This is a genomic window from Paenibacillus lignilyticus (genome assembly GCF_017942085.1).
In the GTDB taxonomy this organism is placed as follows: Bacteria; Bacillota; Bacilli; order Paenibacillales; family Paenibacillaceae; genus Paenibacillus_Z; species Paenibacillus_Z lignilyticus.
Genome location: NZ_JAGKSP010000038.1, coordinates 11,871 through 32,984 on the forward strand (window position 1 = coordinate 11,871; position 21,114 = coordinate 32,984).

12 protein-coding genes, 1 other RNA gene and 2 pseudogenes are annotated in these 21,114 nt (G+C 49.7%); 3 read left to right on the plus strand and 12 right to left on the minus strand.

What is annotated here, in order from left to right:
• Positions 1–19: 19 nt before the first annotated feature.
• Entirely contained in the window at positions 20–2,722 is a 2,703-nt protein-coding gene (locus I8J30_RS32055; RefSeq protein WP_210664409.1) for a UxaA family hydrolase, read from the minus strand.
• A 375-nt stretch (positions 2,723–3,097) separates the two neighbouring features.
• On the opposite strand from I8J30_RS32055, the pseudogene I8J30_RS34345 reads away from it, so the two are divergent.
• Positions 3,098–3,521: pseudogene (locus tag I8J30_RS34345) on the plus strand (ATP-binding cassette domain-containing protein); the annotation flags it as partial.
• Between the two features lie 273 nt (positions 3,522–3,794).
• Complete coding sequence (locus tag I8J30_RS32065) at positions 3,795–4,742, plus strand: ABC transporter permease (RefSeq protein ID WP_210664410.1); 948 nt, start codon at positions 3,795–3,797, stop codon at positions 4,740–4,742.
• 121 nt (positions 4,743–4,863) lie between these two features.
• Here I8J30_RS32065 and I8J30_RS32070 read toward each other — a convergent pair whose 3' ends face one another.
• Together I8J30_RS32070 and I8J30_RS32075 are read right to left on the minus strand one after the other, a co-directional pair.
• Positions 4,864–6,618: a response regulator gene (locus tag I8J30_RS32070; protein WP_210664411.1), complete on the minus strand. Its 1,755-nt coding sequence runs from the start codon at positions 6,616–6,618 to the stop codon at positions 4,864–4,866.
• A gap of 118 nt (positions 6,619–6,736) precedes the next feature.
• Positions 6,737–8,269, minus strand: a complete 1,533-nt coding sequence (locus I8J30_RS32075) for a methyl-accepting chemotaxis protein (protein ID WP_210664412.1) — start codon at positions 8,267–8,269, stop codon at positions 6,737–6,739.
• A 113-nt stretch (positions 8,270–8,382) separates the two neighbouring features.
• Between I8J30_RS32075 and I8J30_RS32080 the strand changes: the two genes are divergently transcribed.
• On the plus strand, positions 8,383–9,267 hold the full coding sequence (locus I8J30_RS32080; protein ID WP_210664413.1) for a LysR family transcriptional regulator: 885 nt from the start codon (positions 8,383–8,385) through the stop codon (positions 9,265–9,267).
• 51 nt (positions 9,268–9,318) lie between these two features.
• Here I8J30_RS32080 and I8J30_RS32085 read toward each other — a convergent pair whose 3' ends face one another.
• The 9 genes and pseudogenes from I8J30_RS32085 to I8J30_RS32125 form a co-directional block, all read right to left on the minus strand.
• Entirely contained in the window at positions 9,319–9,462 is a 144-nt protein-coding gene (locus tag I8J30_RS32085; RefSeq protein WP_210664414.1) for a hypothetical protein, read from the minus strand.
• Between the two features lie 32 nt (positions 9,463–9,494).
• Positions 9,495–10,889, minus strand: coding sequence for a DUF4874 domain-containing protein (locus I8J30_RS32090; RefSeq protein ID WP_210664415.1), 1,395 nt, complete (start codon positions 10,887–10,889; stop codon positions 9,495–9,497).
• A gap of 372 nt (positions 10,890–11,261) precedes the next feature.
• The gene (gene srtB / locus I8J30_RS32095; RefSeq protein WP_210664416.1) at positions 11,262–12,026 is read right to left on the minus strand and encodes a class B sortase; all 765 of its coding nucleotides are present in this window, start codon (positions 12,024–12,026) and stop codon (positions 11,262–11,264) included.
• A 98-nt stretch (positions 12,027–12,124) separates the two neighbouring features.
• Positions 12,125–17,026 (minus strand): beta strand repeat-containing protein, encoded by a 4,902-nt coding sequence (locus I8J30_RS32100; RefSeq protein ID WP_210664417.1) that lies wholly within the window; start codon positions 17,024–17,026, stop codon positions 12,125–12,127.
• A 788-nt stretch (positions 17,027–17,814) separates the two neighbouring features.
• Positions 17,815–18,420, minus strand: coding sequence for a PIN domain-containing protein (locus tag I8J30_RS32105; protein ID WP_210664418.1), 606 nt, complete (start codon positions 18,418–18,420; stop codon positions 17,815–17,817).
• Positions 18,417–18,872, minus strand: coding sequence for a hypothetical protein (locus tag I8J30_RS32110; protein ID WP_210664419.1), 456 nt, complete (start codon positions 18,870–18,872; stop codon positions 18,417–18,419). Before I8J30_RS32110 ends, I8J30_RS32105 begins: the two co-directional genes overlap by 4 nt.
• Before the next feature lie 460 nt (positions 18,873–19,332).
• Positions 19,333–19,698: a transfer-messenger RNA gene (ssrA, locus tag I8J30_RS32115) on the minus strand.
• 220 nt (positions 19,699–19,918) lie between these two features.
• Positions 19,919–20,398 carry an SsrA-binding protein SmpB gene (gene smpB / locus I8J30_RS32120; RefSeq protein ID WP_091225616.1) on the minus strand — a complete coding sequence of 160 codons (480 nt, stop codon included), beginning with the start codon at positions 20,396–20,398 and terminating at the stop codon, positions 19,919–19,921.
• Positions 20,399–20,513: 115 nt separating this feature from the next.
• Positions 20,514–21,114 (minus strand): annotated as a pseudogene (locus tag I8J30_RS32125) (hypothetical protein); the annotation flags it as partial.

Here is a 21,114-nt window from a genome sequence, read left to right on the forward strand (position 1 = left end):
CTTTTCATAGATATCTGCGTTATAACGAAACACCCAAGAAGCCCCGCGTCAATTGGAAATCGATATTTCCTTGCTTAAAGAGTAGCGGCACATAGGCATGTTCCAACGTTTGTTTGCTGAGCTCGAGAATTTGATTCGGCCATAAGTCCGGCTCACCCGCGAGCATCAAGTCAACATCTTGCTGATGTTTCTGCTGCAAGGCTTGCTCTGACGTCATTTGCAGCATCGGGACAAAAGGATGCGTCTGCATCGGGCGATTGCCGATCAGCGCAATCACTAGTTCCACTCCTGTAGCGGCGAGGCCTGTGATCGTCTCCACCAAATGCGTTGTGGGAGTCTCCATAATGTGGAAGCCGTTCAGTCGGGCATGTTCCCCATAGGCGATGGACGGCCGAGCTTGAGGCGCTAAAGATAGCTGCTCTCCGAATGCGGCAGCGGCAAGCAATCCGCTGTTCTCAGGTATGACCACCAAACCTCCTGCACTGACAATCATCTTGGTCAGCGACGCCAACTGCTCGCCGGCATCGTCGGAAATGGTACCCTCGCTTACGATCCCGATACGCAGCCCTTCCAGACCGACTGTCACTTTCTCCGCAGGCTCGGACGCGGCCAAGCGATCGGAGAACCATGCTTCGACCTTCTCGCTTACTTTGGCAATTCCGCCGTCGAGCTGAATGCTGGCATACCCGAGCCGGCTCGCATCGACGCCGTGAACTTCCATCTGATGGCGCATATAGTCGTTATGCGTTTTCTCGCAGCCATGCTCCAACAGTAAACAATGCTCCACCATCGGATGCGTAATATAGCCGATCATCGTGCGGGCAAACAGCGATTCAGCTGTTCCTCCCGAGGCACCGCAGCCTTCCGTATGTGCCAATGAGACAATACCCGAGATATCGGGTTGCCCTGCTTTTTGCTCGTTCAGACGCTTTGTGATCATGTTGGCTACCTGTCCGGCACATAGACTGGTTGGCACAATCAGGCCGATTTTGTCGCTGGAGCGGCGATCATGATGCCGCGTAAAGGTAAATTGAATCGCGTTAGCCGTCGTTGCGCCATCGTCTTGAATTTCTATAGGTGCTCCTGTCGGTATAGGAGCGTGCAGCAACGATTCCAGTTGGCTCGCATCGTTCTGCTGCCAGTTCCGCCAAATTTGCACCTGGGAATGGCCCGCCTTCTCGCCGACGCTCCGCTGCCCGGAAGCAATTTGAATCGCCAATTCGAATACCTCTTCGCCCAGCTCATCCATCGACTTGCCTTCCAGATACTGCCCCGCGTTCACATCCATGTCGTTCGACAGCAATTGGAAACGGCGGGTTGTCGTGACCACCTTAACCGTCGGCACATACGGGAAATTAGTGATCGAACCATTCCCCGTCGTAAAGAAGATCATGTTGCAGCCTGCGGCCACTTGCCCTGCAATGCTCTCCAAGTCATTGCCGGGGCTATCCATGAAATAATAGCCGCGATCTTTCATGAGCTCCCCGTACTCGGTTGCATAATCGATCCGCGTTGTCGGGTCTTTCTTCATCGCGGCGCCTATTGATTTGAGATAGATGTTGTACAAGCCGCGATACATATTACCGCCGGACGGATTACCTTCCGCGCTGGTGCCATGCCAAGACGTGCGCTCCTTAAACCGATCCAGAAGCTCCAGAAATTTGCGCGCGGTTTCCACATCGCGTACCTTAGACAGGACGTACGGCTCCGCGCCGATCAATTCATCGGTTTCCGCCAGGCTGGCCGCACCTCCGTAACGCACCAACTCTTCTGAAATCCAGCCGAGCAGCGGATTCGCGGATACGCCGGAAAATGCGTCCGAACCTCCGCACTGCAGACCGATTCGCAAGTGGCTGATGGATTCAGGTGTTCTCTGCATGGCATTGACCGTTGACAGCCAGCTCCGGACTACCGTTTCACCGTTAACCAGTTCCTCTTCGAAGGTACCTGTGAGCGATACGAACTTATGAAGCACTTCATCGATCGAGTAGCTGTGCTCGCGCGCGTAAGCCTCCACCATCTTGTTCGTGATCGACTCATTCCCATAATCGACGAGCAATACCGCTCCGACATTCGGGTTGACCATAAAACCGGCGAGCGTCCGCAGCAGCAGCTCCGCGTTATTCGGCGTCGAAGTACCGCCCTCCGTATGAGCCGCGGGAACGATTCCATCGATATTCGGATAGTTCTTGCACTCGCTTTGCATGCGTGCAGCAAGCTGCTTCACGTAACTGCCCGTGTGCGAGGTGGTGCCGAGCAGTACGATGTAGTTACGGGTGCCGACTCCACGATCTTCATGGCGGCGATAACCCATAAAGGTTCTGGTATCCGTATAAACCGGTGAGGCGGGAGCAGGCTGGAAGTTCTCCTCATCCAGAATATAAGGATGGGCTTGGTCCGCAAAATTAGGCTCAGGCGGCAGCGCGAATGTCAACTGGCGCACGCCGAGCGCTTCCAGAACGGTTTCGTTGATTACATAGTGACCGGGATGAATCGGCTTAACCGCCACGCCGAAAGGCAATTCCCACGAAAGCAGCTCTTCGCCGGGAGCAATCGCTCGTACCGCGAATCGATGGCCTTCCATAACCGTGTAATCCAAGACGAAGGATTGGCTTTCATACTGAATGACGGTACCGGAGTTCAATTGGCGAATCGCCACAGCACAGTTATCCCCGGGCAAAGGAAGTCTGGCTACTTCTTCAAATTGGTAAACGACGTCCATCGATGATCGGCTCCCTTAACATCAAAATTTCCTGCGAATCCAACTCTATCGTTAGGTGCGCTTTTCTATTAGTAAGATTATATCATGAGAGCCAGCCGGTGTGGCGTAGATCCTTCCTCATCTTATTCATGGGAATACATAGCCCGAAATCACCTGAGCAGCCACCTTTTAACAACAATTATACATCTAGATATAATAAAAATTTATTGTAAAACAATAATTATTGATTTAGAATCATAGTAATCATTGCAGCGCTCGCTCACAAGCTTCAGCCATTACCCGATAGAAGGAGATCGATCATGAGCAACGAACCTGTCCTCAGCTTGCGTCAAGTAACCAAACGAATCGGCCGTTCCACGATCATTGATAATCTAACGAGCGATCCGTCATGTCGGAGCCATCGTGGAATATCCGGAAATGTATAAGTATTTGAGCGGCTACCACAATCTCGTTCATTATGCGAGGATGGTGCCGGGCGTGACCAGGGCACGCATCGATGAGGTCGTCAGCCTCGTTAAGCTGGACAATCGGATTCGTGACAAAGTGAAGAAGTATTCGCTGGGGATGCGTCAGCGATTGGCCGTAGCGCAAGCAATGCTGCATCGTCCGTCACTGCTCATTCTGGACGAGCCGACCAATGGGCTTGATCCGGCGGGCATTCGCGAGCTTCGCGATTATTTGCGCCTGTTGACCCGCACGGAAGGAATTACCGTCATTGTCTCCAGCCATCTGTTATCCGAAATGGAGCTGATGTGCGATCGAGTGGCCATCCTCCAACAAGGCAAGCTGGTCGATGTGAAACCGATTCAGGAATTCGTTCAGTCGGCAGACGAGGCGCAAACCTACGTCATTGAAGCGATTCCGCTCGAGCGCGCGCTGGATGCAATGAAGACGATGGAGTATGTGAAGGACGTGCAGGCTCTACCCGAGGGGCTGGAGTTTATGGCTGAGAAGGAGCGGATTCCGGATATCCTGACGGATCTGATGAGAGCGGATGTGAGAATCTACGGTGTTCAAGCACAACGTCAATCCTTGGAGGATCGATTCTTAGAAATAACGGGAGGCGGACAAATTGGGTAGCCTGTTACTAAACGAAAATATGAAGCTGTACCGCCGAATCCGGACGTGGATCATGATCGGAATCATGATCGTTATTATCGGCTTTGTGAACTTTGCGGCATGGAACGATTACAGCAATGACCCGAAGAGCGCCACTTGGCAGGGGCAGGTTGCCGCGGAGAAACAATCCCGACTGCAAGCTCTGCAGAAGCCGGACCTGAGCAAGGAAAGCCAGAGCTATAATGAAGAGATGGTCGCCTTATACGATTATCAGCTTGAGCACGATATCCGGCCGGTTGATGGCACGCTGTGGATGGGGATTAACCTATCGACGAACTTTGTCATTTTGATTACGCTATTTACCGTTATCGTCGCAGGGGACAGTATGGCGGGTGAATTCTCCTCCGGCACAATTAAGCTCCTGCTGATCCGACCACACAACCGGCTTAAGATACTTCTGTCCAAATATGTGTCCATGATTCTGTTCGGGATCACGCTCCTGATCATCCTGTTTATCGTATCGATCTTGATCAACGGAATGTTCTATGGATTTAGGCACATTGACTTGCCCCTTTTAAGCGTAAATGCTGATGACGGCAATGTTCTGGAACGGAGCATGGTCGCGAACCTATTGCAGACGTACTTGCTTAAAGGGGTAGCGACGATTATGTTCGTTACCATTGCCTTCATGATTTCGACTGCATTTCGCAGCAGTGCGATGGCTATCGGGTTCTCCCTCTTTGCTATGTTTGCGGGTCAAATCGCTACGGAGTTCCTCCGGTCCTATGCCTGGAGCAAGTACATCTTGTTTGCGAATATCGATCTGACGCCGTATTTATCAGGCCACCCTTATCAAGAAGGGATGACCCTTGCTTTTTCAGTAGCTGTCCTGTGCGTGTACTTTATATTGTTCAATTTGGTTTCATGGATTGTATTTATGAAGAGGGATGTTGCTGCTTAGACGCGAGGGAAAGTGCTATATTGGAAAACGATACAAACGTAAAACCACATCCTCATGCGGATGTGGTTTTACGTTTGGCCGAGGCGGGGATACTACCTTTGCATTGCTTCGAGGTACCTATCTAAAGTTGGATTTTCCCAGTCTTCCGTACAGCTGACAGCATCTTGTTCACTTTCATTTCCACATCAATTAAGGAGAATGGTTTAAACATATACGCATCTGCGCCAAGTACCAGCCCTCTATGTACATCCTCGTCGCTGCTTCTTCCGGAAAGAAGCATGATTTGGGTTTTTGCAGCACGCGTTCCTTCCGTTCTCAATCGTTCGAGCACTTCAAATCCGCTCATCCCCGGCATAATGCAGTCCAAGATACAGATATCCGGCTGCTGTTCGACTAAGATCCGATAAGCCGTTTCTCCGTCTTTCGCTTCTAGCAGCTTATAGGGCTCTTTTCTGAATTGATCGGCGATCATCATGCGGAGCATACGGTCATCGTCGGCAATCAGAATCGTTCTGGGCTCCTCGGCTTGAGGTTCCAAGCCAGACAGATTTCTTTGCGCCATGCCGGAGGATGTTCGGACCACCCGATTCCGCCCGGTCCGCTTCGCTTTGTACAACGCATAATCCGCGACTTGAAACCAATTCTGAACGGACTTGCTTGTACTCCTGGAAGCGATGCCTGCCGAGAAGGTAATAAAATGATCAAAACTATCGTGCTTGGCAATCGGCTCGCTTCGGACGCGTTGCAAGATGCGGTTCATGGTTTTTTCCGCTTCAAGATCGGTAATACCCGGCATAATGACACCGAACTCTTCACCGCCAACGCGCGCCAGTATATCGGTTTTCCGCAGGCAGCTTTGCAGCAAGTGAGCGAATTTCTGCAGCACGAGATCGCCGGCTGGATGACCATGTCGATCGTTTACCTCTTTAAAGAAATCAATGTCAATCACGACAAGCGTCAACGACTCATTGTATCTCTGCGCACGGTTTACCTCTACTTGAAGCTGCAGGTCGAAATACCGCCGATTATGAATTCCGGTCAACGGATCGTTGAACGCCAGGAGCGCAAACTCCATGTGACGCAACAGCATCCGTTGAATCCGCGCGCTCAACTCCTCATAGCGGAATGGTTTGGTGACGAAATCGTCAGCTCCCATTCGAAAGCATTGCACGATATCCTTCATATCATTGCGGCCGGACAACACCAGCATGGGAAGCCATTTAATCATTGGATCTTCTTTCAATACCTCGAATATTTCATAGCCGCTCTGCGGATGCATCATCAAATCAAGCGTAATTAACTGATAGTCATTCTCCTTCAGCAGCTTGATTGCAGCTTCCACGTTCGAGGCCACATCTACGTAATAACCCTCAAGCCTAAGTTTGCGAGCCAAAAAAGACCGTAACACACGGTCATCATCTACGACCAGCAATCTGCTGCCTAAGAGTTGGGAGGGGAGGGCCTCCTTGAGCGGTGCTTGCTTTTGTTCCAACAGAAGTTCCTTGCAGTTGATTTCATATTCCAGCTCGAGCTCATGCAAGAGGGGACGGCTGGCCAAGTAGCAATCCTGAAACAGACCTTGAAGTTCGTTTCCTGCTAAGGACCTTGTTTCGTAGCTCCATTCCCAGCATTCGGCGAGTAGCGCGGCTACTCGTCCCATGCGTCCCAACCCCAGAATCGGTGCAGTTCCTTTGATCGTATGGCCGATACGGTACCATTCTCTGGCTTGTTCGATGAGCTCGTCAGAGCGGATATGCATTGTAGGATCATTTAAAACGTCCAATTGCTGCCTCAATTCGTCGAGATACTGTTGTCTGCTTTCAAACTCCAAACTCAGGCTAGCTTTCACGTAATCATGGATATCACACTCATCCAAGCTGTATTCCTCATTTCTTTCACGGTATCAAAAACACAAATACGAGCATAGTTAGGATTGCTATCGACGGTCAGCATTTTCAACTTAAATGGTTGGCCGTGCAGGTCCTTTTATAAACTTAAGAAGGAAACTGTTCTTGTAACGTTTTGGAAAGCTCCTTCAACCGGAATAACTCTCTATTAATATGGAGAGAAGCATTCGATTGGGTTTCTGTGGTGCTGCAAAGCTCTTGTACAGAAGCCACGCTGTCTTCGGTGACCGTTGATATGTTAGTCATTTCAATAGAAATTCCTTGTGACCGTAGTTCAATAAGTTTCACAGATTCATGAAGGGCTTCAACAATATCAATCATCTCGGTAATAGCCTGGTTCATTTGCTTCAAACTGGATATCGACGCTTCTGCAAGTTCAACCGTGTAAGTCGTTGCTTGTCTTCCAACTTCAATCTGGGTTAAAGATTCTTCGCTTTCCTCTTGGATAGTAGTTAGAATTCCCTTGATTTCGTATGTGGCCCTATTACTCTGCTCGGCTAATTTCCGGATCTCACTGGCAACGACTGCAAACCCCCTGCCGTGCTCCCCAGCTCGAGCCGCTTCTATAGAAGCATTTAAAGCTAAAATGCCCGTGTGGCTAGCTAGTTCTTGAATCGTAGTAATAATATCCTCCACTTGGTGAGAAGACTCATATAAATTGTGCATGACGTCCGCCGTTTGGTGAATCGTATTGGATACGATTCTAACTTGTTCGAACAATGGTTCACTATTGTTTTGGTTGTTATGCATCGTTGTTACGGTTGCAGCAGCCGTTGCTTGCAAGTCGGAAAAGGATTGGGAGTTCTGCTCAATCATCTGATTAATACTGTGCAGATTAGTCTCCATACTGCTTAGTGATTGACTTTGAATCCCAAGACCTGTAGACACTTCTTTAAATGTTGCCAGCATATCATGATTAGCAACAATGTTATGTTCAGATTTCTCAGTAATCATCACAAACGATTGCTCTAATTCTTGAGCATGTTTTTGTACCGTTTCGAGAAGCGCTTCAGCTTCTTTTTGTTTTATCGCCTTTTCCACTTCTATTGCGCTTATAATTCTTTTCTTGGATAACACCTGAAGACTTGTTGCACTGGACGTTAAGATGAGGAAGATCGCGTGGATAAGAACCATTAAGATGGAGTATTCGCTTACCCCAAAGATTAATGTAGGCACTATGAAATATCCCAAAATATGTTGTACGGCGAAAATCCCCGTCATAAGGGCGATTAGCTTAATATCTTCATAATAGGCTACTATAGCAATCACCATAAATATAGAAAAATGCAGCTCTATCCCCCCTCCACCGCCAGAAATAATAGAGATACTAGAAAAAGTAAGAGCCAATGAATGAAACATTGGTATTAATGGTTGATCTGTTTGTTTCCGATAAAGAAAATAAGCTGCCCCCAAGAAAACCACGGGAATAATTAATAAAATGTTCAGTACAAGTGAATCGTGCTGGCCGGTATCATGACCGGTTGCCATATTCTCCATCGACATCATATGTCCCATGTTTTCCATGAAATTGAATTTTCTATATAATAAATGGATGATAAAGCTAAGTGCTATATTGCCGAAAGATACCTGTAGCATGAACCTGTTCTTCTGTCCTATCATTTACATTAGCCTCCTAGTAGGATGAACATTATATTATTACATGAGTAGGATCAATCTAGAGGTTGTTAACACTGTGTATAGTTTTAATTAACTACTTGAGGTAAGGTGACCCCATGAATTCAGAACAGATTCGATATATTCTACAAGTAGCCGCAGAACAATCCATCCGAAAAGCAGCAGATAAGTTACATATAACTGCCTCAGCCATTAGCCAATCCATTCATTCCTTAGAGAATGAACTAGGAATCACCATATTCCAACGAACTAGAAAAGGAACAATTCCAACGCTTGAAGGCGAAATCGTACTATCAAAACTTTTGGAAATGAAAACCAAATATATAGAATTATACGAAGAAATTAATCGCGCAAAAAATGGCAGTGACTTGAAATTGAGGATATCGTATTCCAATACGTTTGGACATATCATTAAACAAGCATTAGTTTCTTTCAAAAAGGAATATAAGGATATCCAAATCGAGCTCTTGGAAAAATTGCCTCAGCAGATTTACGAAGAAATGACAACCAATAGTATCGATCTTGCTTTTATTACCGAAGATCAAGAATTAGTGAACCGGAATATGGATATTGAAACGCTATATACAAGCCATTTTTGCATTTGCGTCGGAAAAGAATCTCGTTTTCGATTTAAAGAATATTTGACGGCGAAGGATTTAAAAAACGAATCCATCATTGTTCTCGACTCTGCCTCTCATAAAGAAATGTTCAAAAGAGCGAATCTAGATGGGAATCCGATCTATGTAACGGTGACCGTTACTGAACCAATCGGTGAATTTATGATGAACTCGAATGCCTTTACGATTATGGATAATTTCTCATTAAAGGGCCATGATCACATTTGCAATGGAACTCTAATTCAAATTCCATATAAAAATCCAGATTTATTATATAGAGATATTTGGGCCGTACACTGCAATACGAATCTATCCAGCTATACCAAGGCATTCTCAAAACATGTACGAGCTCAATTTGATGATTAAGAAACAAAAATAAGGCGGTAAGTTGGCCATAACCGCCCCTTTGGCTAATGATTAGCGTTCATCCGTAAACGCATTCGGCTTCTCCATCAATAATACCGATAATCCTTCAAGTTGCTGATCAAGCTGCTGGATAAGCTGTTTACATTCAACAATAATCTCACGCAAGGATTCATTCGAGACGTATCGATCATTCATAGTTATCTCCTGTTTTCTTATGAACATTTCCGTCAAATATTGTCGTGCAGAATATTGATGCCATTCGCATAGTGAAGCTCATTCGCAAGTTTTGCGCAATCCCGGGCGGAATTAATAAGCCTGATCCCCAGCTTGTACCTCTTAACGCGATCGGGTTTAAGCAGTTTCAGAGCGCAGTGGACGGGCTCTAACGATTTCAAACTCGCCAAGCTGTGCATTTCCACAGCGACCGCAATCCGTTCATCCTTGTCCAAGAGCAGCATTTCGCAGCGTTTCATGCCCAGCGGAGCGGCAAATCCGTAGTTCAGCAGCGTGACCGAAACATTGACCTCCGCCCCTCTTACTCCCACTCGCACTTCCTCCGCTTTGATGTAATAGCCTAGATAATCCTTGATGTAATCGAACAGGGTCTTGGAAGCCAATCCCGCAGGACTGCGAAACCAGTTCTCTTCGTATGGAAGCCGATGCGCATCGAGCATTTCAGAGGTGCAGGGCTGCTGCTGCCAATCCCACATCGAATACCGCTTTCCGTCTTCCATATAATTGCGCTTGAGACTGAGCGATGTAAAATGATGGCGGCGAAGCCGCTCGGCGACAAACAAACCGTCAATGCTTTCACCGTTCGCGTACATGCCATTCGCCCTGCCCCATATCAATTCGCCGTCAACGAGTACGTCTGCCGACTCTTTGTCCAATTGTTTGAATTCCTCCGAGCTCGAGTCGTCTCCGGCGGTGTTCCGTGGATGAAGGATATGGATCAGAAAATCGTCATGGAACCCGATCCGCTTCCGGAACGGGTCGTCCGGCTCAAAGTTGACGTTCTTGATGTTCATATATCTGACTTGCACGAACAGATCGTCAGGCATCGCTGCGAGAAATTGTTCCAAAATCAGCCGCTCATGCATTCTGCTTCTCGCGGCGACATCCCACTCCCCCCAAGCTCCGATCATGCCGATCTGAAGCACATGAATGACATGCCGATTGTCTCGAACGAATGGCGCCAGCTGCTGGATATGCCGAACCACTTGCCGAGTAGAAGGTTCTTGCGCTTCAAGGTTTACGTCGTCGAATATATAAGCGAAACGCAGAACCGACTTTATACGGTGCCTGCGAAGCGCATACAAATAGGTTTGCATGCGCTCGAAAGCCTGGTCGTCCAAATCCCGCTCCTTGTACCCGGTCAAATAAAAATAGGTTTGCGCGAGACGCGGCTGATCCGGCAGATACTGAAGCACCTCTTCTTCGAGCGTCTCCAAAGCTCCACGCCCCGCTTCGTCATACGTGTCTCGCCCGCTGGCCACGTCCAAATACATCTCAAGCCGTAATCCCCGATCCGGGTTTCCTTCCAGTTCCAGGGTGGAAGTACCGTATAATCCGACCGGCTTGAACGAGTAGTAATGATCATAAGTGCTTGGCTCCATCTTCATTTCCCTGCGCTCCTTCATAACCGCGAACACCGCTTGTCGCCAAAACGGGTAAGGGCAATCGCATAAGTATTGGTTTATTGTTTAAATAAGCTCTTAATAAAGCTTGGCCTGCACGTTGAACAGCGTGACTGCTTACCACGATGTCTGCTTCGGTCAGCTTGCCGTCCGGCGCGAATAACCCCTGAATGGGTCGTTAAAGACGCAATCGAGGATATCAACAATATGCAGAAGAGGCTGTCGAACACCGACCGCCTGGTTTTGCGTCAACGAAGAACTTGGCTTTCTGCTCCTATCCAGTCTTCGTCATTCAGGAGAATCAAAGCTCCTGAAGATATATCCGTATGCCGTTTCGATAACGGCCAATCATCGCAGTTAGTTCGCTGCCGGAACCAGCTTCCCTAACAGTGCATACCTGGCATTTGTGTACTCGTAAGAACAAGTAATCAAGGCCACGATTCTCTCGTCCGCCCCCACCGTCACATCCGAACGAAACGTAGACGCTTCCACCACCGAATGGATATAGGCCACATAATCGTCGTCATCGTCGAAGTCGCGCCGGAGGAATTCCTCTTTTCCGTCCGCGATGATGCCCGCGAACAACGCCAGGGTATAACGGCCGCTCGGCGTCTCAATCTGCATCTGCGGGTGAGCGTCGTAATACACCTGCTTTTTATACTTAAGCAGCGAGGCGAACATGGAGTTATTTTTCATATAATGTCCGTAGATAATCGTCATTCGCCCGGAGAAGTCGCCCGGCGTCCGGTAATCGACGAACAGACTGCCCATCCGATTCGTCTCGCCCGTGAACAGATGCCCGAGATAATAGGAATTATCTCGACCTTGCACGATCGGGTAATCGATCTCCGTATTCTCGGCCTTCAACCAGCCCACCGTATCCGGATTAATGTCTGCCAACATGGCAAAATCAACTGCGCTCTTCGCCGGTTCCCCGGCATCAACAACATCTTTCTGACCCAAAGCCGGCGTCTGGTTGTACGATCGGATCTGAGCGTAGGCTGTCTCGCCACGTGTATAAGCCCGATCTGCCGACAGCAACACATATGCCGAGTAGACGATACCGACGATGCATAAGCCTATGAGCAATAGCAAATACCGCTGCGCTCTAATACGCTTCATGTGGTTCTCCTTCACCACGACGAGGGCCCGCGGCGGTACCGTTCATTCGCTGCACAGGCCTTCCTGTCAAGGTTGTTTATTGAACTCTTACTTGTTAATTAACGCTTTCTGAGAATTCTTCTGCGCAGGATGACATTCGTGCCGATTAATGCAGCAAGCGCCACTCCAAAGACGACCAATCCGAGTTGAGCAATTTGCCTGTCGTTAAGGTCACCGGTCTTCGGCGTGCCGTTGTTGTCCGTTTGGACCTTGTGACCCGTCTTGGCGCCATTGCCGGTAACAATAGTACTGCCAACAGTCGATCCATCATTCGATTTGTCGACGGCGCCGGCGGAGCTGCCCCCATTACTGCTCCCCGGCTGTTGGCCTCCTCCTTTATCTTTCCCGCCGGTGTTACCGTCCTCGCCGCCCATCGTCGGCTGCTTCGGCTCTTTCGCCTCATAGAGGTTCACGAAGAGCGCACTCTTGCTTTCGGACGAGTTAAAGACGCCGGATGCACCCGTGCTGGTCGTCTTGTACCCCTCCGCGGAGTAATCTCCTTCGCTGACCTTATAGCTTGTTCCGAGTGGCAAGCCGGTAATCGTGATCGTCTCTCCGTGCGCGAGTGCCACCGTCCCCCCGCTCTTAATCGTTCCGCTGCCGCCGCTGCCCGAATACGCGTACGTACCCCAAGCACCGTCCAGAACGACCGAGAAGCTGAACTTCTTCGTCAGATCGGTGACTGGACCATTCACCGTCTTGCTGATCGTCAGACTGCCCTCGCTCGGCGCGTACCATTCGTTCTTTGTGTTGACAAATGCGGCGGTTTGCTCTTGCGCGCCTACTATTACACCGGTGTCGTCCGTCTTAGTCGTGACGTAGCCGTCCGCGGCATAGCTGGATTCTATGACCGTATACGTTGTGCCTTTAGGCAACCCAGCGATCGTAATGCTTTGACCGTCAGCGAGTTCAACCCGATCACCACTCGTAATCGTGCCATTTGCAGCGCCTCCTGCTCCGGTGTAACTGAATACGCCATCTGCGCTCAAGTTCACCGTGAAATCGAACGTCCTAGCTTTATTGCCCGCGTTGCCTCTTACAGACTTGCCAATCTTCAGGCTGCCGAACCAGTCGTCTCTAGCGTTAACGAACTGGGCGGATTGGAAGTCGTCTGTCACAATTGTCCCTGTGTCGCCCGTCTTAGACGTTGCATAACCGCTCCCAGCGTAGTCGTCCTCGGCTACGTTATACGTGGTGCCAGCTGGCAGACCTACGATCGTAATGCTCTGTCCGCCGGCGAGAGATATCGTATCCCCGCTCGTAATCGTGCCGTTGGCCGCGCCGCCGGTGCCGGTGTAGTTATATACCCCAGCCGCGCTAAAGGTGACGGAAAAATCGAATGATTGGGACTGATCTCCGTCATTGCCCGTTACCGTCTTGCTAATGATCAGATTACCGGGCTTGTCCTTGGTGTTCAAGAATGCCGCGGTTTCCGTCTCGTCGACCACAATTTCGCCCGTTGCGCCGAGACTTGTCGTCTTGTATCCCTCATTGGCATAGTCCGTTTCCGTCACCTTATACTGCGCGTCCGCGGGCAAACCCGCGATGATGATACTCTGCCCGTGAGCGAGCGAGATCGTGCCGCCGCTCGCGATCGCACCGCTCGCTGCGCCCCCGGTGCCGGTGTAGTTGTAGACGTCCGGCGCATTGATGAAGGTTACGGTGAAATCGAACTTCTTCGTGAGATCGCCGTCATTCCCGGCAACGGTCTTGGAAAAGACGAGTTTGCCCGTTGTGTTCTTCAAATAATTCGCTACCGCCAGCTTATTGGCGTCCGCTCCCGTCTTTCCGTCTATAGAGGTCACGACAGTCGGGCCGGAGGTGTCGACGCTTACCGTATGATCGATGCCTTCCAGAGCATAGCCGCCGGCTGGAGCGACTGTCTCACGGAGCACATAAGTACCTGCAGGAATAGCTTTCATCCTCAGCTTGCCGTCGGTGGCGCTGATAGCCCTGCGAATGATCGTGCTGCCGTCCTGTGCAAAAAGAGTGAACTCCGCTCCCGCAAGTGGCGTCGCCTTAGATCCGTTCGTCTTCGCCACTTCCAGCCAGCCGCCTCGCAGCAGCGTCGCCGAGCTGTCCGCGCTGCTGATCGCATACTGAATCTCTTGTTTGGACGCATTGGCGTCGCCTTGAGAGAGTATCGCATAGTTAACGATCGTTCCGATTTCGCCGGTAATGTCCGTCAAGTAGGTCAGTCGGTAAGCCTTGCCGTAGTCCGGAATATTGAAAGTCAATTCACGCGTTTCATTGTCGTAGATTAGGTTGCCGCCCGGCGTAAGCGTGACGGCAGCTCCATCCGCCAGCGCCCCATCCGGCTTCAGCGTCAGTTCCGTAGCGGTCAAATAGCTGACGCCGTGACCGTCGTCCAATAGCAGCTTGCCTGTTGAATCCGTGCGCAAGTCCAAACCGAGCGGCAACGTATCGACGATCGTCTGGCCGCTTGTCCCTAACTGATTCGGGTTGTATACGATGGTCCAGATCAGCGTTCCATTCGCTGGCAGCGTATGGGACTTGTGCAAAATCTCGCTACGAATGTACACTTGCTGCGATTTGGAAGTTCCCGCGGTCCAATTCGCAGTTTTCAAATTCAAGTTGTTGGTAATTGTCGAAGTTTCGTTGCTGTCGAAGTAACCGGCAAGCTTAGCGTCCGTGGGCTTAGCCTTTACCAGAATGACGTATGGCTTGTCCAACTGGGCGAATGTGAAGACCGCCTGACCCTCAGTATCGAAGTTCGACGTCAGTCCGGTTACGCTCGCTTCCGGGGTCGGCGTCGTGCTTGTCGCATTCACGGAAGACCCGGAGCCTGCCGTTCCCTCGAAGATCAAATACTTCTGACCTGGTACGATATCCTCGAACGCCCAGCCTGCCGGCAGCGTATCCGTCACCGTAGCTGTGCCAAGCGTGTCATTTGCCTCGTTGCTCGCCACATTCGCAGCGTTGAAATTCAATCCGTCCGCATTAATGCTCAAGCGGAAGATAACCGACTTATCGTCATAGTCGAAACCTTCATTCGCGTTGGTCGTACGCTGCGTATTCACTCCCACAGCTGGAGCGGCCATCGCCTCGCGCTTCAATAGTTCCTTCGCCAGCGTGCGGCTCTGGTAGGTGACGTTGCCTGTGGCGTCCCTCAGCCGGCTCGTCCCATTAAGAAGCGAGGCGGTATTGTTCACGCTCTTGTCGCTGTTGCCTGCGTATACGGTCGGGTCTACGATCGACGTCTCGAACGTTATTGTATTGACCGCAGTCGTCGATAATCCCGTTACTTCGACTAGATCAGCGACTTGCTTCCCGTTCTTCATAATCGGAACCACGTTTAATGTCCCAGCGGAAGTCGTACCGCTACCCGCTATATACTGCAATCCCGTCCGCTTCGTCACGTTCGCCTCGGAGATGCCTGCCGGCCAACCCGTCGCTCCGGATAGATTCGTGCTGCTGTCGTAGACGAGCAAGTCATACACCCTCATATCGGCGATAGGCTGATTCTTGGCATCGGCCTTGATCGTCCACGTAATCTCACGATTAGGTTTATCCAGCACGCCCGACTTCGTAAGCGCGTCATACCCGATACCGACGCCGACGTTGCCCGTGCTCATCGTCGCGCCGCTCGGCATACCGGCCCAGTCTAGCGTCGCAGCGTTATTGAAGATCCTCTTGCCTACGGTAATATCGGTGCCGTTATCATGCACCTTGCTCGAAATCACGAGCCGAACCATCGTGTTGGTCGTTCCCAAGCGGATATATTTGCCGTCTGTCGGCGCGTCGGTGATGCTGGCGCCGTCACTCGTCCAGGTCGTACCGTCTGTGGAAATCTGCCATTGCGCCGAGACGAAATCCAAGCCCGTCGGCAAAACGTCCGTAAGGGTTAGCTCATCCAGTGCCGCTTGCGACTTGTTGGCCGTAATCGTCCATGTAATGTACTGATCGTCGGGATCATAAGTAGGATCGCCGTTCGGATTGGCATGCTCGGCCGCCCCCGTCTTCCCGATCCATGTCGGCGTCGTATACGAGACCGTGCCTGTACCGCTCTTCACCGGCGCATTGTCCTTCAACAGATTGACGGTATTGCTGACCGACTTCGCCTCATGATTCCTGTAATAGCTATCGTCCGGAATCGCGGTGTCGAACGTAACGGTGCGTACGCCGGCCGCATCATCCAGCGTATACGACAATACACTGCCCGTCTGCACGGGGGTCGCAGCGACGCCATCGACTTGGAAGGTGTTCGCCACGTATGCGCCCACGCCGCTCAAATCGTCGCTGAACACATACCCGTCCAGACTAACTGCGGTTGCTCCCTTCGTCCCGGACAACTGTACCGTCCAATGGATGACCTTGCCGGTCAGATCCGAAGTCCCCGACTTTACCACGTTGTACATGATCGGTTGGGGCGGCACCACGACGGTGTAAGTCTTGCCCAGAATCATTACTTGGTGGTTGCCTTCTTCCCCGGCGGCGCCTGAGCTGTCGTATTTCAACCCTACGTTGAATTTTCCTTGGACGCCATAATAGCCGCTTGTTTCATCGAATACGTCCGCATCTCCGTCGAACACCGTATCGGCCGCTATCGTGTTGATTCCGGTCGTGTTTAACGTCGTCGTTCCTACGAGCTTCCCGTTGAATTGAAGAGGCAGCGTTGTTCCCGATGTCAGGATGAATCCCTCGCTGAGCGGGAAGCTTGCCATATCGTGTTGATCCACGACCGTCGGCGGAGTCGGATCATCCCCAGCAACGGGAACGCCGAACGATACTTCGACGCTGAGAGCATCCCCATTTGCAAGATAGATCGTACCGTTTTCGGGAATAACGGTGTTTCCCTGCTTCACTATTGCCGTAAGCCCCGTCAGAGCGCCGGACTTGTCCGCGCCGCCCGCCGCCCACGCGTCCAGACCCCCGGACGGCGACACCGCCCCAATTACGATGGCTATCGTCAGCAACCACAAACCTACTTTAAACTTCATGACAACTTCTCCTTCCAAACATTCAAATTAGAGACCATATTTTAGCGGACTGCTCCCTTGCCACCATCGTGTCTCGTTTTAATTTCAGATCGCGGTAATATCAATGTGGTAAGCGCTGCTCCTGAATATAGAGTTCATCCGTCAAAGTCACAATTATCTCCTTTTATTCTAAAATCAAGGAGTAAATCCGCATGACTATATCTCTATTAACATACATGAACGATATATGATTTAAATGAGTATGATCAATCTAGAAATTGTTGACACTGTGTAAGGTTTTACTTAACTACTAGGCGTTGTGAGCAGAAATAAACGAAACTTTCATTACCAAGTCAGTGCGTTCCCTGTCAAAAACATTCCACACTCAGCAAAAAAGACTTGATTCCTCAATCCTTTAGAATGAACTACTTATGGCTGTAAACAGTCACTACCATATCCCGACTAGCAGCACAGGCTCTGCAAAAGTACGTTGTTCTCCCGAACCTTCGCCATCCGAAATGATTCCTTCATAACAGAAAAAAAGCTCCAAATGGAGCTTCAAATAACAATTTTATGAAAACTACAGTAACGCCTCTACCCCCAAAATAGAAACAAAAGCAACTCAAGGCTTTACAACCGCAACGTATACCCTCTTCACATCTATGAAACGCAAAAAGACACCCATTAAGGTGTCTCTTCACATAAATTTGGTGGAGGCGAGGGGATTTGAACCCCTGTCCGAAGACAACGCCACACAGGCTTCTACGGGTGTAGTCACAGTTTTGATGTCACCCGAGCAGCGCCCATTATTATAATCTTGAATGAATATAGCCCAATGCGCTACGGAAATTGGAAAAGAACTTACAATGAAATGACTGAAGTTCCTCCACAATCTCCTCCTGATCAAAGTCTTTCCAATTACGGCTCACAAAGACTTTCGCTTCATCACCAGTTTGTTGCTTCACATTTGTGATAATTGATGAGTAGATAATTGCATCTGGAGGAGATAATCCCAACTCTTCTTGGTACCGAATAGAGTCATCAAAAATCGATGACGAAACATCAATGGTTATTCCAATTTTCAACAATCGACTCAATGTTTTCTCCAACATATCCATCTCTTTAATCTCAACATCAATAATGGTTTTTGTTAGTGGTTGAAATACTGAAACGAGTTCTTGATTATACATTGACCTTTGCAATTGCTCTAATTCCCTATTTAATGATTGTTGAATACTTTTCCGTTGCTTTCCTCTACCTTGAATTGTCCAAAATGGTTCCATAATAGAGAAAGATGGGAGGAGCAATTTGATTTTTCTCTCCTCTGCAAGACCTAAAATCTGCTCTGCTGATGTCGATTCTTCTTGCGCAAGAACTAGCTCAAGTATAAAGTTCGATTCTACATATACAATCATGACTGTACCTCTGAAATAACCGTTGCACCATGAATTGTATCAATAAAACCACCTGCTACTAATTTTTGTTCAGGCTCACTTAAAAAACTATGATTATCTTTTGTTCTCACCAAATCATTTATCCACTGGGCTACAATTAACTCTAATTCGTTTTCCCTGAGTCGATTCTCAAATGTATTAAGCTGCTTGTAATAACGGCTAACAATATCTTGCATTGAAAAACTAATTAGAGGATTATCTAACAGCTGAAGAGATTTTTCATTATCCCACACGTAGCCATACTCCTGAGAAACTAACACAAAATATTTTGATTTCAATCCCTGATGAGCCATAATATTTCTTCTCACCTTTTTAGCATCGTCTATGTTAAGGTTCTTACGATTCTTCACTTCAATCACAGCAATTGTTCTATCCTCATTCTTAATTAAAAAATCAAAAGTTTTTGATCCCATTTTCCCACCACCCCTATGGTACTTTATCAATACAATTATACACGAGATTGTTTCAACACAGAAATTCTTGCGGTTTAAATTCAGTACTCCAGCGAGATAGAGCTCACTCGTCAAACAGCTTTCTTCCTTTGAAGGAAATAATGTAGTCCCAATTATTCAACATTGCCTACCACTTCCTTCGAGCTACCATTCACCTTTTTAGAATGATAGACGGCACAAACCCTCAATTGCTTAATCAAACGCTAGGCAAATACATATCCAGAGTGCTTGTACAGCGAGAATAAAAACATCTTTTGTTATTCTAGTTACGAAATCAATGTTAAGATATTCACTTATTCATTGCGGCGGCGGGATAACTAAAATGCAGTCATATCATAGCTTTCTAACCGCAACGTATACCCTCTTCACATCTATGAAACGCAAAAAGACACCCCCATTAAGGTGTCTCTTCACATAAATTTGGTGGAGGCGAGGGGATTTGAACCCCTGTCCGAAGACAACGCCACACAGGCTTCTACGGGTGTAGTCACAGTTTTGATGTCACCCGAGCAGCGCCCCGTAACCGGCTCTGCGTTGGGTCAGCCTGATTATCTTCTTCCGTCGACCCCAGGCGGAGACCGAAGCGGCGTATCCCACTATATGTGAGCCCCTATCCCAGTCACATGGGCGATGCTGAGGAGGAGCACGCTAACAGGTTATTAAGCTGCTAAAGCGTAGTTGTTTTGTGATTTGCCGTTTAATAGGCTTTAGCGTTGATGAAGTGGACGCGTCCCCACTACCCGCAACCCATGCTCGAACTATCCCCGTCGAATCCATAAACGCCCCCAATGTCGCATAAACGGCTCCATACGTTCCGTTTAGCAGGTAAGACGCTCTGTCGACTGGTCCCGCCTAACGTTCGGGCAGGCTCAACGTACTTGAGCATGTAAAACGATACTTCGTTCGTTGCTTACTTAGTATAACACAGGTGCCGACTTCGTGAAGGCATGTCTTGCTGGAAGAGTTGGCGACGTTCAACCATTGCATCCAGTCAGCCATCCGAGCACCTATCTGGCAACCTTCTGTTTCTCACGCAATGCACGCTGAATATCGCGCTGCGCATCCTTCTTCGCCGCCGATTCACGCTTATCGTACTGCTTCTTCCCTTTACCAAGGCCGAGCAGCAGCTTCGCGTAACCGTTGCGAACATAAATCTTAAGCGGCACGATCGCATAGCCGTCTTGCTTGGACAACCCAAGCAGCTTATGAATCTGTACCTTGTGCATCAATAACTTGCGCGTCCGAGTCGGATCATCCGGGTTGCTTCGGTTCCCTTGCTCGAAAGGACTGATGTGCAAATTGTGAATGAAAATCTCGCCGTTACGAATGGTGGCAAATGCATCGCCAATGTTGGCCCGTCCCATTCGAAGCGACTTAATTTCGCTTCCCATCAGCACCATGCCCGCTTCAAAGGTATCCTCGATGAAATAGTCATGGGAAGCCTTCTTATTCTGTGCGAGCTGTTTCCCGTCGCTCTTCTTCGCCACTTCTATCCCACCTCTCCGGTAATAAACGGACTCCTAACCATTGCAGTCAGGAGTCCATTGTAACAACTTTACAGATTGAAATCAAGATTTGGTAAAAGCAAGCTCGAACCGCGTCCTACAAGCGTTTCTTCCGCACAAATGCGGCCGTCGAGTTACCGTTTTTTTTCTTCTTGCGCGACTTCGTCCCGCTGCTAACGCCTTCACCTGCACTGCCTGTGCCGCCTGCATTAGGTGCCGGCGTTGCCTGAGCAGACTCGCCGCTGGCCGCTTTCTTGCGGCGCGAGCCGGTTCCCCCAGCTGCACTGCCGCCGCTGCCGCCGCCACTACGGGAAGACCCGCCACGACCGGAGCCGGATGAACGACCGCCGAATCCGCGGTCACCGCCGCCGGAACGTCCTCGGCCGCCGCCATCGCGACCGCGTGAACGGTAAGCATCCGGATCTTCGCCGTTATCCTTGAGCGACCCTGCGTTCAGGATCGGCAAGCCCCACATATCGGTGCGGACTGCTTTGCGCTTACCGTCACCGGATTCGCCGCCGCTGCCCGCACCGCCATCCGTACCGAGAAGCCGATCGAGGTTGAAATCATCCTCCGGCTTCCATGCGCGCGCATCGCCTTCGCGACGCACCGGCGCGACTCCCGCGCCTTGCGTCGCCGCTCCGCCGCTGCGCCCGGCTTCGCCGCCGCGGCCCTTGCGCCGGCGCCCGCCGCGTTCG